Source organism: Streptosporangium sp. NPDC053982 (assembly GCF_055585205.1).
This window is the reverse complement of sequence record NZ_JBVJKQ010000024.1, coordinates 2462-15713: the sequence shown is the minus strand read 5'-3', so window position 1 is coordinate 15713 and position 13252 is coordinate 2462. Positions and strand designations below refer to the sequence as shown.

At 71.5% G+C, this 13252-nt stretch carries 11 protein-coding genes and 2 tRNA genes; 9 read left to right on the top strand and 4 right to left on the bottom strand.

Annotation, left to right across the window (positions count from 1 at the left end):
• Nucleotides 1-34: 34 nt before the first annotated feature.
• A complete protein-coding gene (locus tag ACZ6W9_RS34265) occupies nt 35-1135 on the bottom strand; it encodes a ThiF family adenylyltransferase (RefSeq protein WP_389956400.1) in 1101 nt (366 codons plus the stop codon).
• A 354-nt stretch (nt 1136-1489) separates the two neighbouring features.
• Here ACZ6W9_RS34265 and ACZ6W9_RS34260 point away from each other — a divergent pair, with 354 nt between their 5' ends.
• The 3 genes from ACZ6W9_RS34260 (at nt 1490) to ACZ6W9_RS34250 (ending at nt 3741) form a co-directional block, all read left to right on the top strand.
• Entirely contained in the window at nt 1490-2275 is a 786-nt protein-coding gene (locus ACZ6W9_RS34260; RefSeq protein ID WP_362939352.1) for an enoyl-CoA hydratase/isomerase family protein, read from the top strand.
• Between the two features lie 141 nt (nt 2276-2416).
• Nucleotides 2417-2932, top strand: coding sequence for a M48 metallopeptidase family protein (locus ACZ6W9_RS34255; RefSeq protein WP_389956397.1), 516 nt, complete (start codon nt 2417-2419; stop codon nt 2930-2932).
• Nucleotides 2929-3741 (top strand): DUF2064 domain-containing protein, encoded by an 813-nt coding sequence (locus ACZ6W9_RS34250; RefSeq protein WP_470121474.1) that lies wholly within the window; start codon nt 2929-2931, stop codon nt 3739-3741. Before ACZ6W9_RS34255 ends, ACZ6W9_RS34250 begins: the two co-directional genes overlap by 4 nt.
• A 19-nt stretch (nt 3742-3760) precedes the next feature.
• Here ACZ6W9_RS34250 and ACZ6W9_RS34245 read toward each other — a convergent pair whose 3' ends face one another.
• The 3 genes from ACZ6W9_RS34245 to ACZ6W9_RS34235 form a co-directional block, all read right to left on the bottom strand.
• Nucleotides 3761-4726 carry an endonuclease/exonuclease/phosphatase family protein gene (locus tag ACZ6W9_RS34245; RefSeq protein WP_389956391.1) on the bottom strand — a complete coding sequence of 322 codons (966 nt, stop codon included), beginning with the start codon at nt 4724-4726 and terminating at the stop codon, nt 3761-3763.
• A gap of 122 nt (nt 4727-4848) precedes the next feature.
• A complete protein-coding gene (locus ACZ6W9_RS34240; RefSeq protein ID WP_389957919.1) occupies nt 4849-5448 on the bottom strand; it encodes an NUDIX hydrolase in 600 nt (199 codons plus the stop codon).
• A gap of 74 nt (nt 5449-5522) precedes the next feature.
• Complete coding sequence (locus tag ACZ6W9_RS34235) at nt 5523-6875, bottom strand: zinc-dependent metalloprotease (protein WP_389956388.1); 1353 nt, start codon at nt 6873-6875, stop codon at nt 5523-5525.
• A 79-nt stretch (nt 6876-6954) separates the two neighbouring features.
• On the opposite strand from ACZ6W9_RS34235, the gene ACZ6W9_RS34230 reads away from it, so the two are divergent.
• From ACZ6W9_RS34230 to ACZ6W9_RS34205, 6 genes are all read left to right on the top strand, one after another.
• Nucleotides 6955-8028, top strand: a complete 1074-nt coding sequence (locus ACZ6W9_RS34230) for an NAD-dependent epimerase/dehydratase family protein (RefSeq protein ID WP_362939361.1) — start codon at nt 6955-6957, stop codon at nt 8026-8028.
• 162 nt (nt 8029-8190) lie between these two features.
• Entirely contained in the window at nt 8191-8616 is a 426-nt protein-coding gene (locus tag ACZ6W9_RS34225) for a molybdenum cofactor biosynthesis protein MoaE (protein WP_362939364.1), read from the top strand.
• 63 nt (nt 8617-8679) lie between these two features.
• Nucleotides 8680-9723, top strand: coding sequence for a YlbL family protein (locus tag ACZ6W9_RS34220; protein WP_470121471.1), 1044 nt, complete (start codon nt 8680-8682; stop codon nt 9721-9723).
• Nucleotides 9724-9975: 252 nt separating this feature from the next.
• Nucleotides 9976-12891: a UPF0182 family membrane protein gene (locus ACZ6W9_RS34215; RefSeq protein WP_389956380.1), complete on the top strand. Its 2916-nt coding sequence runs from the start codon at nt 9976-9978 to the stop codon at nt 12889-12891.
• A gap of 73 nt (nt 12892-12964) precedes the next feature.
• Nucleotides 12965-13041, top strand: a tRNA-Met gene (locus ACZ6W9_RS34210).
• A 132-nt stretch (nt 13042-13173) separates the two neighbouring features.
• A tRNA-Met gene (locus tag ACZ6W9_RS34205) sits at nt 13174-13250 on the top strand.
• Nucleotides 13251-13252 lie beyond the last annotated feature (2 nt).

The window sequence follows — 13252 nt, the reverse complement described above, 5'->3', positions numbered from 1 at the left end:
GAGACGCCGCTCCCTCCCTTCGGTGTGGTGTCTATCAGCGGCAGGTAGCCGACGCGACCATTGTTGGTGAACCAAAGTCGTTTCGGAAGCAACGACATTGAGGATGAACACTCCAGGATCGCCGCTTCCATCTCCAATCAGGCAATACATCCAATGTGCTGTTGGTCACATTAAGCTCGCGGTCGTCGAGCAGGGCAAGCGCCTGACCTGCCGCTGTGGCCGCCACCAGTGCCGAGAGCACCGTTCCGCAGGCGATTTCACCCGCGGGGAAGCCACCCAGGCGGGCGCTGACGATCGGCCAGCCGGGATCACGGTCGCGTCTCGTCAAATCTAGGCACTGCAGACAGGTGCTTCGTCCAGGCAGCACCAGGGGACCGACCGAACCGAACCCCTCGAAGGCGGTCACCAGCAGATGGGGAACCCGCCGGTCGAGGAGATCCCGCACGAGCAGGCCGTCGAGCGGCTCCACCGGGGCGAGCACCACCAGATCGGGCGGTCTGGCGCCGTCGGCGAGCCGGGCCGCGCGCTCACCCGTCCAGGCGTTCACCCCCGGAGCCAGGGCCGTGATCACGGCGACCGCGCCGTCCTGCCTGCTCATCCCCACCTGCGCCCAGGTCAGCCCGCCGGGCACGATGTCGCATGGCCGGGCCGATCCGGGATCGACGACGCAGACGTTGCCGACGCCCGAGGCGGCGAGCAACGCGGCGACCTGCGCGCCCACCCGGCCGGCGCCGTGGACGCGCACCAGGGCCTCGCGTCTGCGCGCCAGCGCGCCCACCCCGCCGTCCGTGGCGCCGGGGGACAGGGACAGCATCTCCAGATCCGGCTGGAGCCGGTCCCGCTCGGCCAGCGGGAGTGTGCGCAGTGGGCCGAGGCCCGCCGCCGCGTCGTCCATCAGACCCCGGCCGGCCAGCATGCCGAGCAGTGCCCGGCCTCCCTCCTCACCGATCCCGATGTCGGCCGCGTCCGCCAGCACCCCGGGGAGGTCGCGCACGCCGTCCAGGCCCTCCACCCAGCGGCGGACCTCCGGCTCCAGGTCGGCCAGCATCACGGCGTGCCGGGGGTGCAGCCCGAACTGCAGGGTGCGTTCGTCGCGGGCGACCCGGCGCAACGCGGGCTTCAGCCGAGGCCGCATCGGGATGGACACTTCGGGTGATCTCGACGGGGACAACGGGATCTCCTTCCGGCGTGCGAGGACGGTCACCCTGCCGTGACGCCTCCCCGGCCGCCCGGTGAGGCGGTGCCGTGTCGGCGATGCGGCCTTTCGGGGACGTCGTGCTCGCGGAGTGCTCGCGGACGCCGCACCGGCAGGGACGTCACCGTGTCCTGACGGCCTCACGGCGACGTGCCGGAAGCGTGCCACGCGAACGGAAGATCCCGTCCGCGTTTCCCCCGGCCTGTGGATAACCGGCACCGTGGTCGGTGACCTGTGGAAAACCCATCGGGCTCCGGCCCCCGGCGTCCGGGCGGCCTGCACTACGCTCCCCGCATGAACGAGCTCCTGATCGACCGGCGCGACGGCGGAGTCGCGGTCCTCACCCTCAACCGCCCGGAACGGCGCAACCCGATGACCGACGGGATGACCGAGGAGTGGCGCGGCGCCGTCGCGGCCCTGCGGCGGGACCGTGAAGTGCGATGCGTGGTGGTCACCGGTGCGGGGAGCGCCTTCTGCTCGGGGGGAGACCTGTCCTGGCTCGCCGAGCGCGCGGCCGAGGGGGTGACCGGCCTGCGCGACCGGATGCTGGACTTCTACCGGACCTGGCTGTCGATCGCCGATCTGGAGGTGCCGACCATCGCCGCGGTCAACGGCGCCGCCGTCGGGGCCGGCCTGTGCCTCGCCCTGGCCTGCGACCTGGTCTACGCCTCCGAGGAGGCCAAGCTGCTCGCCCCCTTCACCTCGCTCGGCCTGCACCCCGGGATGGCCGCGACGTACCTGCTCCCCCGGGTCGCCGGCGTGGGCGTGGCCAGGGAGCTGCTGCTGACCGGGCGGACCGTGACGGGAGCCGAGGCGGCCGCGGCCGGGCTGGTCACCAGGGCCTTTCCCGGAGCCTCCCTGCTGGAGGAGGTGTTCGAGATCGCCCGCAGGACCGCCGCCAACGCGCCCGCCGCCACCAGGCTCACCAAGGTCGCGCTCGCGGGCGGCGGGCACGCGGACCTCGACGCTGCGCTGCGCTGGGAGTCCCTCGCCCAGCCGGTCACCATGGTCTCCGACGACATGCGCGAAGGCCTGGCGGCGCAGCGGGAACGCCGGCCCGCGCGATTCGGCGACTCCTGAGGCGGGTGTTATCCAGGTTAATTCGATAAGGAGCCGCCATAACCTCCAGGCATCGCCGAACAATCTACGAACACGGATTGACCAGCAGGAACGTCACTCACCCTCTGGTGTTAATTCATCTTTCTCGGCTACCGTTCATATGTGCCCCCCGAGACAGTCGAGGTCCGTCGAAGTTCTCGTCGCCGGCGGACGGTTTCCGCGTACCGTGACGGCGAGAAGACGATCGTGCTGCTGCCCGCCGGACTGAGCAGCAACGACGAGGAGCAGTGGGTACGGCGGATGCTCGACCGGCTGGCGGCCAAGGAGCAGCGGCGACGACCCTCCGACGACGACCTGATGGAGCGGGCCCGCGACCTGTCGGTCCGCTACCTCGACGGCCGGGCCACCCCGTCGAGTGTGCGCTGGGTGGACAACCAGCAGCACCGCTGGGGCTCGTGCACCCCCGACAACGGCACCATCAGGATCTCCACGCGGCTGCGCGGCATGCCGTCCTGGGTGGTCGACTACGTGATCATGCACGAGCTCGTGCACCTGCTCGTGCCCAGCCACGGCCCCCGGTTCTGGGCACTGGTGGAGCACTACCCGAGAGCCGAGCGGGCGAGGGGGTTCCTGGAGGGCTTCTCCATGGCGGCCAACAGCCCCGCGGAGGAATGGTGACCTCACGACAGGACCCGGGGGAGACCCCGGAAGAGGCTTCGCGGGAGCGGGAGCGGGAGCGGGAGCGGGAGTGGGAGACGCCCCGGGAGTCTCAGACACCGCGGCGCATGGTGGCGGTCCTCGTCACGCCCTCGATCGCGGACGCGGCGCCGCCCGGAGTGGACGCCGGAGAGTTCCTGAGGGCCGCGGCCGAGGACACCTACGAGCTCGCCGCCGCGCTCGACCTCGTCTCACCCGTCCTGGTGACCAGCGTGCCGGGCATGGAGGAGATCGTCTGGCCCGGGACGCCCGTCGTGGAGATCCCCGACCTGTCGGGCCCCGCCCTGGTCCGCGCCGCCTTCGAGGCGCTGTCATCCGTCTCGGGGAGCTCGGGGAGCTCGGGGAGCTCGGGGAGTTCCGGGGGCTCGGAGGGCTCCGGCACTCGGCGACCCGCCCCCGGAATCCCGCCGCACGAGGGGAGCGCCCCGCCGTACGGCGGGCAGGCGGTGCTGCTGAGCGGTGACGCGCCGGACCTGCCCGGCCTGCTGGTCGGCAAGCTCTTCCGCCGGCTCGGCCGCGCCCGGATCGCGGTCTGCCCGGCCGTGGGCGGCGGCGCCGTGGCGATAGCCGCCCACCTGCCCTACCCCGCCTGGGCCGGCGTGGGCTTCGACGATCCCGACCCGGTCCGGTCGCTGCGCGCCTCGGCCCCCGGTCCCCGTACGGTCGCCACAGGCCCCGGCTGGCACCGCCTGCGCACCCCGGGCGACGTCGCGCGGCTGGATCCCGGCCTGGAGGGCTGGGAGAACACGCGGGCGCTGCTGTCGGCCTGAACGCCGGACGACGACGCCGTCAGGGCGGCAGGCGCAGGTCGGCGAAGACGGCCCGGTGGTCGCTGCCGGGGACGGTGTGGACGCTCACCGCGTTCACACCCACCCGCTCGTCCACCATGACGTGGTCGATGGTGATGATCGGCGGAACGCCGCGCCTGTTGGCCGGCCAGGTGGGGACGAGCCCCGCGCCGACCCGGTCGGCCGCGTCCGCGTAGCCCCGCGCCAGCAGCCCGCGCAGGGCCGCGTGGTCGAGGCTGGCGTTGAAGTCGCCGGCCAGGACGCGGATCCTGTCGGGGACGGCGGGGGGAAGGGCCGCCAGGGCCCGCCCCCACTCGTGGACCTGTGCGCCCAGCGGCGGGTAGGGATGGACGTCGACGAACTCGACGGGCTTGGCGCCCGGCACGGTTACCAGCGCGGCCGGCATGTTGTGCCCGACCGGCTGGAACAGGTCGTCCAGCCGGGTCATCGGGTTCCGGGCGTACAGGCCGCTGCCCCGCGCGCTCCACTCCGTCTCCAGCACCCGGTACGGCATGAGCTCCTTCAGCCCGGCCGCGTCCAGCTTCCCGGCCAGCCCGGGGGTCAGCTCCTGGGCGCTCAGCACGTCGGGTCTCAGCCGCCGGACCAGATCGACCACGGCCACCGCGTCGGCCTTGCCGAAGAGCATGTTGAGGGTCAGCACCCGCAGCGCCGGCCCTGAGACCGAAGCCGCCTGCGCCGAGCCGACGGCACGCGGCAGCACGCTGAGACCCAGCGCCGCGGTGGCGGCCAGCGCCACCGCCGTGGCCGCGCGCCTGCGGGACAGCGACGCCAGCAGGAGGGGCACCAGCGAGCCGGCCGCGACGTACGGCGTGCCGGTCATGAGCTGCGTGGCCAGCGTCCCGCGCTCAAGCCCGGCCACCCTTGCCACGGCCCAGGCGGTGAACGGGACGACCGCCGCCCAGGCGAGGGCCTCGGGGACGCGCCGACGCCGGCGGGCAGGCGTCATGATCGCGCCGCCCACGTCTCCGCCGGCCGCCGTTCTCACCCTCAAGCCGCCCCGATTCGCTCATCACGCCAGTGGACAGAAACGGTAGTCAGGGGGGTGTGAGACGAGCATAAAACACCCGGCTATCCGGTACGGAGAACCTCACGGGCCCGGCGCGCCAGCCGCCGGGTCGCCTCGTCCGACAGCTCGGGGATCTCCTCGATCGGGAACCAGCGCAGGTCCAGCGACTCCTCGCTGATCACCGCCTCGACGCCCGCCGGGGCGACCGCGCCGTACTCCACGTCCAGGTGATGGCTGTGAGGCGGGTGACACCAGACCCGGTGCCGGTCGAGGGCGAGCGGGCCGGGAAGCAGCCGCAGACCCGGAATGCCGGACTCCTCGGTCGCCTCCCGTAGCGCCACCGCGGCGAGCGTCGCGTCGCCGCGCTCGCAGTGACCCCCCATGGGCAGCCACATCCCCGCCTTCGGATGCAGCGTGAGCAGCACCCGGAGGCCGTCGTGCGACAGCACCGCGGTCGTGGCCGTCAGGTGACCCGGCACGCACTCGCGCCACATCGCGTCCTCGTGGGCGTGCACGTGCTCCAGGAACTCCTCGCGCAGAAGCTCCTCCCCGGCCGTCGGCGCGGTCCAGCCCCGCAGCACGGACGCCGCGTCCGCCCGCAGGCTCCCGGAGCCTTCCGCGCCGGCCGGGTCCGCCGCGCCGGCCCGCGCCCTCGGAACCACCGAGGTCACCGGGACCGCCGGCCTGGCCGTGCCGGCCGGTTCGCCGAGCCCGCCGGCCCGCTCGCCCGGCCGGTTCACCCGCGATCGCCCTCGCCGCCGTCCTTCCGGTCGTCGCCGCCGTCCGCGCCGTCCGCGCCGTCCTCACGGCCCTCGCCGTCCTTCCGGCCCTCGTCCCCGGCGGAGGAGGACTCCCTGAGGGACGCCTCCAGGCCGGACAGGTCGAACTCCGGCTCGCCGTGGACGAAACCGGCGGGGTCGTCGAGGTCGCCGGCGGTGGGCATCAGGTCGGGGTGGCCCCAGACGGCGTCGCGCCCGTCGACTCCGCGGGCGGCCTCCAGGGCCTGCCACAGCGCCGCGGCCTCGCGCAGCCGGCGCGGCCGCAGCTCCAGCCCGACGAGCGTGGCGAAGGTCTGCTCGGCCGGGCCGCCGGTCGCCCGGCGACGCCGTACGGTCTCGGCCAGCGCGGCGGCCGAGGGCAGCTTGCCCTCGGCGGCGCGGTCGACGACGGTGCCGACCCAGCCCTCCACCAGGGCCAGGACGGTCTCCAGCCGGGCGAGGGCGGCCTTCTGCCGCTCGGTCTCCTCCGGCTTGAGGAGGTTGCCGCCGGACAGCGCCTGCTGGATCTGCTCGGGGTTGTTGACGTCGAGGCCGCGGAGCTGCTCTTCCAGCGCGGAGACGTCCACGGTGATGCCCCGGGCGTACTCCTCCACGGCGCCGAGCAGGTGGGCACGCAGCCACGGGACGTGCTGGAACAGACGGTGGTGCGCCGCCTCGCGGAGCGCGAGGTAGAGGCGGATCTCCTCGGCGGGCGTCTCCAGGCCCTGGCTGAACGCGGCGATGCCGCCGGGCAGCAGCGCCGGGTCGTCCGACAGGGGGAGCCCGATGTCGGTGGAACCGATCACCTCGCGGGCGAGCGAGCCGACGGCCTGGCCGATCTGCTGGCCGACCATCATGCCGCCCATCTGCTTCATCATGCCCATCAGCGGACCGGCCATCGCCTGCGCCTCGGGGGGCAGCCCGGCCGCGCCGAGCGTGCCGCTCATGGTCTCGACCATGCGCGCGGCTATCGGGTCGCAGAGCTGCCGCCAGACCGGGACGGTCTTCTCGATCCACTCCGACCGGCTCCACGCCTGTGGGCTGCCCGTCCCGCCCGGCAGCGCCGTGACCTCGTTGAGCCACAGGTCGGCGAGGTTGAGGGCGTCGACGATCTGACGCCGCTCGCCCTCCATGACGCTCGGATCGCCCTCGGCGACGACCACGTGACGCGCGATGTTCTTCGCCATGTCCCAGTTGACCGGGCCCGAACCCGATGGCGCGGAGAGCATGTCGGCGAACTGGCGCATGGCCGCCGCGATCTGCTCAGGGTCGCCGAACATGGCGAACGGGTTCTCGTTGGGGTCGTTTTCCCGACCTGGCAAGTCAGTCACCGCTCTACCTCGTGCAGGATGGAGGAGTCCACATCCGCCACGTTATCCGTCACACGGCGGGTCAGTGCAAAGCGAGGACATGGTGCCTACCTCGAAACGCCCGCGGTCCCCGGTCGTCGCCGTCACCGGCGCCGCCTCGGGAACCGGCCGCGCGTTCCTCGCGAAGGTCGCCTCTTCTGCGGATTTCCGCAGGGTCGTGGCCATCGACGAGCAGCGCGGCGACGTCCCCGGCGTCACCTGGAGGATCATCGACGTCAGGGATCCGCTTCTGGCGAACCGGATCTCCGACATCGACGTGCTCGTCCACCTGGCGGGAGACTTCGCCCTCGACGCCGACCCCGCCGAACGCAGGGCCTACAACCTGCGCGCCGCGCAGACGGTCCTCACCGCCAGCGCGGCCGCCCGCGTGCGCCGGGTCGTGCTCGTCACCAGCGCCATGGTGTACGGCGCGACACCCGACAACCCCGTTCCGCTGCCCGAGGACGCCCCCGTGGCGGCCGAGCCCGACACCGGCATGGTCGGCGACCACCTGGAGATCGAGGCGCTGGTCAGGCGCTCCCTGCGCAGCCACCCCGGCCTGGACGTCACCGTGGTACGGCCCGCCGCCGTGGTCGGCCCCGGGGTGGACAGCGTCGTCACCCGCCACTTCGAGGCGCCCCGGCTGCTCAGCGTCAAGGGCTGCGAGCCCCGCTGGCAGTTCTGCCACGTCGACGACCTGGTCTCGGCCCTTGAGCTGGCCGCGCTCGGCACGGTCTCCGGGGTGGTGGCCGTGGGCTGCGACGGCTGGCTGGAGCAGGAGCAGGTCGAGGAGATCTCCGGGCTGCGCAGGTTCGAGCTGCCCGCCGGGCTGACCTTCGGCACCGCCCAGCGCCTGCACCGGCTGGGCGTCACCCCGGCGCCCGCCACCGACCTCCACTACGTGGTCTACCCGTGGGTCGTCGACTGCGTGTCGCTGCGTGAGGCCGGGTGGAAGCCGGCGTGGACGAACGAGGCCGCGTTCACCGAGCTGCTGGAGCTGCGCGAGGGCAGGCACACCGTCGTCGGCCGCCGCCTGTCCGGCAAGGAGGCCACCCTCACCGCCGCCGGGGCGACCGTCGCGGTCCTGGGCACCGCCGCCATCGTCCGCGTGGCCCGCAAGAAGCGCCGCACGTGAGCCCGGCGCCCACGCCGCACGCGAGAGCCGGTCCTCGCGGCGCGTGCTCGCGGCGCGTGTGAGTCCGGTCCCCGCGCCGCACGCGGGTCCGGCGGTCGTGCCGCACACGATCGAGCACTCCGGCGCCGGGGCCGCCGGGCACCGGCGATGTAGGCTTTCGGCGTGGACGTCATCCGGCTGCTGGGCATTCGCGACACCCCCCTGTCCCTCGACGAAGTGTTCTCCGCGGTCGGCGACCACGCCGCCGGCGGCACGGCGATCTTCGTCGGCACGGTCCGCGACCACGACCACGACAGACCGGTCACCCGGCTGTCCTACTCGGCCCACCCGAGCGCCGAGGCGGAGCTGCGCAGGGTGGCCGAGAAGATCGCCGCGGACTTCCCGGTGACCGCCCTGGCCGCGGTGCACCGGACCGGTGACCTCGCGCTGGGGGACGTCGCGGTCGTCGTGGCGGTCGCCTGCCCCCACCGCGGCGAGGCGTTCACCGCCGCCCGCAGGCTGATCGACGACCTCAAGAGCACCGTGCCGATCTGGAAGAACCAGCTCTTCGCCGACGGCACGACCGAGTGGGTCGGGGCCTGCGACTGACGCCCGCCGCCGGCGGGTGGGTGCGCGGTTCTCCCACCGGTGATACGGAATAGGCTTCCTGTCATGTCACGACGAGCGCTGACACTGACGGTGGCCGGCATCCTCACACTCCTGCTGGGCATCGTCGGCGCCCTGCTGCCCGTGCCGTACGTGGTGCTGAGTCCCGGACCGACCGAGAACACCATCGGAGACGTCAAGGGCAAGCCCGTGATCAGCATCGAGGGTCGTCGCACCTACCCGACCTCCGGCGCCCTCAGGCTCGTCACCGTGGCATACCAGGGCGGCCCCGGCAACAGGATCGACCTGCTCAGCGCGCTGCGGGGCTGGCTCGACCCGACCATCGCCGTCGTGCCGGAAGAGACGATCTTCCCGCCGACGAGCACTGCGGAGCAGGTCGAGCAGCAGAACAGCGAGGAGATGACCGGCTCCCAGGACGACGCCACCGCGGCGGCGCTGACCGAGCTGAAGATCCCCTTCACCTCGGTCGTGACCGTGGCCTCCGTCCAGAAGGGCCTGCCGGCCGACGGGAGGTTCAAGCGCGGGGACGAGATCACCGCGGTGGACGGCGCCGCCGTGACCGACCGCGAGAGCGTCGCCGCCGCCGTCCGCAAGCACAAGCCGGGCCAGCGGGTCACCTTCACCGTCAACCGCGCGGGACAGAGCACCACCGTGGCCGCCCCCACCGTGGCCGCCAAGGACGGCACACCCGTCGTGGGCGTCAGCATGCAGGTCGGCTACAAGTTCCCGTTCAAGGTGGAGATCAACGTCGGTGACGTCGGCGGGCCGAGCGCCGGGATGATGTTCTCCCTCGGCATCGTGGACAAGCTCACCCCCGGCGAGATGACCGGGGGCAAGGCCATCGCCGGCACCGGCACCATCACCCCGGACGGCAAGGTCGGCCCCATCGGGGGCATCCAGCAGAAGATGGTCGGCGCCCGCGAGGACGGGGCGGCGTTCTTCCTCACCCCGGCGGGCAACTGCGCCGAGGCCGTCCAGGCGGTCCCCGACGGGCTCAAGCTGATCAGGGTGAACACGCTCCACGACGCCGTGCGGGCGGTCGACGCGATCCGCACCGGCGGCCCGACGGAGAGCTGCCCGGCGGGCTGACGGCCGTACCGGAGGGCGGTGACGCGGGGTGACCGTCCGGATTCCCGGGGTTCCACCGGGTTCTTCCGGGCACTGTTCCGCGCTCCCGCACGTTGGCATCGATGAACCCGGGATCCGCGGGCGTTGTGGCCGGACCGTGCCCAAGGGCTGAGCACGGCCGAACCCCCGCCGGTGTAGGTTTCCAAACACGGACCGTGCTCTCACGACAAGGGGTTGGCCTTGAGCTTCCGGACCCCCGGAGCCGGTAGGGCGATGCGCTTGCCCCGCCGGCCACGACTCTTGATTCCCACGGCGATCGCCATCGTCGCGCTCGTCGCTTTGTTCTTCCTGTTCGTCGGCGTCTTCACCGACTACCTCTGGTACGACTCGGTCGGCTACACCAAGATCTTCTCCGGTGTGATCGTCACCCAGATCGTGCTGTTCGTCGTGGGTGCCGTCCTGATGGTCGGGCTGGTGGGGGGCAACATGCTCCTCGCCTACCGGACGCGGCCGATGTTCGGCCCCGGGATGTTCGGCGGCGCCAGCGGCGCGGACCGCTACCGGATGGCCCTCGACCCGCACCGCAAGATGATCTTCCTCATCGGCGCCGCGGTGCTGGCCCTCTTCACGGGGTCCTCGTTCGCCGGACAGTGGAAGACCTGGCTGGAGTTCGTCAACGCCACCCCGTTCGGCGAGACCGACGCGCTGTTCCACTACGACGTGTCGTTCTTCATGTTCACCTATCCGTTCCTGCGGATGGTGCTGAACTTCCTGTTCACCGCGGTGGTGCTGTCGGCCGTCATGGCGGCCGTCGTGCACTACCTCTACGGCGGCTTCCGGCTCCAGTCGCCCGGCGTGCACGCCACCCGCGCCGCCCGCGTCCACCTGTCCGTGCTGCTCGGCGTCTTCGTGCTGCTCAAGGCGGTCGCCTACTGGGTCGACCGGTACGGCCTCGTCTTCTCCGACCGCGGCTTCGTGTACGGCGCCTCCTACACCGACGTCAACGCGGTGTACCCCGCCAAGACGATCCTGGCGATCATCGCGCTGATCTGCGCGGCGCTGTTCTTCGCCGGGGTGGTCCGCCCCGGGGCCATGCTGCCCGGCGTCTCCTTCGGCCTGCTGGTGCTGTCGGCCATCCTGATCGGCATGGTCTACCCGGCCCTGGTCGAGCAGTTCCAGGTCAAGCCCAACCAGCAGGGCAAGGAGCAGCCGTTCATCAGCCGCAACATCGAGGCCACCAGAAAGGCGTACGGCGTCGACCAGACGGAGGTCATCGACTACGCCGCGCAGGGCGACGCCTCGAAGGTCAACGTCAGCGCCGACAGTTCGATCTCCGGCGTGCGCCTGCTCGACCCCAACCTGGTGTCCAAGACCTACCAGCAGAAGCAGCGCATCCGCGGCTTCTACGACTTCCACGACCCGCTCGACGTCGACCGCTACCCGGACGAGTCGGGCAAGCCGCGCGACACCGTGGTGGCGGTGCGTGAGCTCACCGGCCCGCCCGCCGAGCAGGACAACTGGATCAACCGGCACCTCGTCTACACCCACGGCTACGGCTTCGTGGCCGCGCCCGGCAACAAGGTCGACGCCGAGGGCCTGCCCGCCTTCGACGCCAAGGACATGCCGGTGACCGGCTCCCTGGCGGAGCGGACCGGTCTGAAGGAGGCCCGGGTCTACTTCGGCGAGTCCCCGAGCGCACCCGAGTACGTCATCGTGGGCGGCGACCGCAACCAGGAGCTGGACTACCCGCTGAGCAGCGGCACCGGCCAGAAGAACACCACCTATGAGGGCAAGGGCGGCGTCCCGGTCGGCTCGTTCCTCAACAGGGTCCTCTACGCCGCCAAGTACAGCGAGATGAACCTGCTGCTGTCGGGCGACGTCAACGACAAGTCCAAGATCCTCTACGTGCGAAACCCGCAGGAGCGCATCGCCAAGGTCGCGCCGTTCCTGAGCCTGGACGACAACTCCTACCCCGCCATCGTCGACGGCAGGGTGGTCTGGATCGTCGATGCCTACACCACGTCCAACGCCTACCCCTACTCCGACAGCAGGAGCCTGGAGGCGATGACGCGGGACACCGTCACCGACCCGCGCCTGGTCGTGCAGCAGCCGCGCGACCAGATCAACTACATGCGCAACTCGGTCAAGGCCACGGTGGACGCCTACGACGGCACCGTCACGCTGTACGCCTGGGACGAGAAGGACCCGATCCTGCAGACCTGGCGCAAGGCGTTCCCCGGTGTCGTCAAGCCGAAGAACGAGATCTCCACCGGCCTCCAGCAGCACCTGCGCTACCCCGAGGCGCTGTTCAAGGTCCAGCGCGACGTGCTGTCCCGCTACCACATCAAGGACCCGAGCGCCTTCTACAGCGGCCAGGACTTCTGGAACGTCCCCAACGACCCGTCCTCGGGTGAGCGTGACATCAAGCAGCCGCCGTACTACCTGTCGGTCAAGATGCCGGACACGACCGAGCCGACGTTCTCACTGACCACCACGTTCGTGCCGCGCCAGGGGCCCAACCTCGCGGCGTTCATGTCCGTGGACGCCAACCCGGGGCCCGACTACGGGAAGCTCCGCATCCTGCGGATGCCTTCCAACACGACGATCCCCGGCCCGGGCCAGGTGCAGAACAACTTCCAGAACAAGTTCTCCGGCGAGCTCAATCTCCTCGGCATCGGAGGGGCGAAGGTCCGCTACGGCAACCTCCTGACCCTGCCGTTCGCCGGCGGCCTGGTCTACATCGAGCCGGTGTACGTGGAGACCGCGGCCTCCTCCGGGCAGGAGCCGTACCCGATCCTCCGCCGGGTGCTGGTCTCCTACGGCGACAGGGTCGGCTTCGCCGACACGCTGGACGCCGCGCTGAAGCAGGTCTTCGGGGAAGGCGCCCAGCTGCCCCAGCAGGAGGTGAACAAGCCGAACACGCCGGCCCAGCCGAACACCGCGCTGAACCAGGCGATCGGCGAGGCCCAGCAGGCCTACGACAGGGCGCAGAAGGCACTGAACGCCAACCCGCCCAACTGGACGGAGTACGGCGCGGCCCAGAAGGCGCTCTCGGACGCGCTGAAGAAGCTGGAGTCGGCCGCTGAGCCGTCGGCGTCCCCCGCTCCGACGGCGACGCCGACCCCGGCGCCGTCGGGCTCGGCCACGCCGTCGCCCACCCCGACCCCCACGTCGTCACCGAGTCCCTAGCAGGTGAAGAGCCCCGCAGGTCAACCGATTCGCGTCCACCGCCAAAGCCGGGTAGTCTTTAGACACACACCGACGCGGGGTGGAGCAGTTCGGTAGCTCGCTGGGCTCATAACCCAGAGGTCGCAGGTTCAAATCCTGTCCCCGCTACCAAGGCCGAGGGCCCGGATCTCATCGAGATCCGGGCTCTTCGCATTTCCCTGCCTCCGTCCCACCGTGCGCCGGCCGCCGCGCCGCTGATTTGCCTTGTCTCCGGGGGGCGGGTAATCTTTAGACACACACCGACGCGGGGTGGAGCAGTTCGGTAGCTCGCTGGGCTCATAACCCAGAGGTCGCAGGTTCAAATCCTGTCCCCGCTACCAAG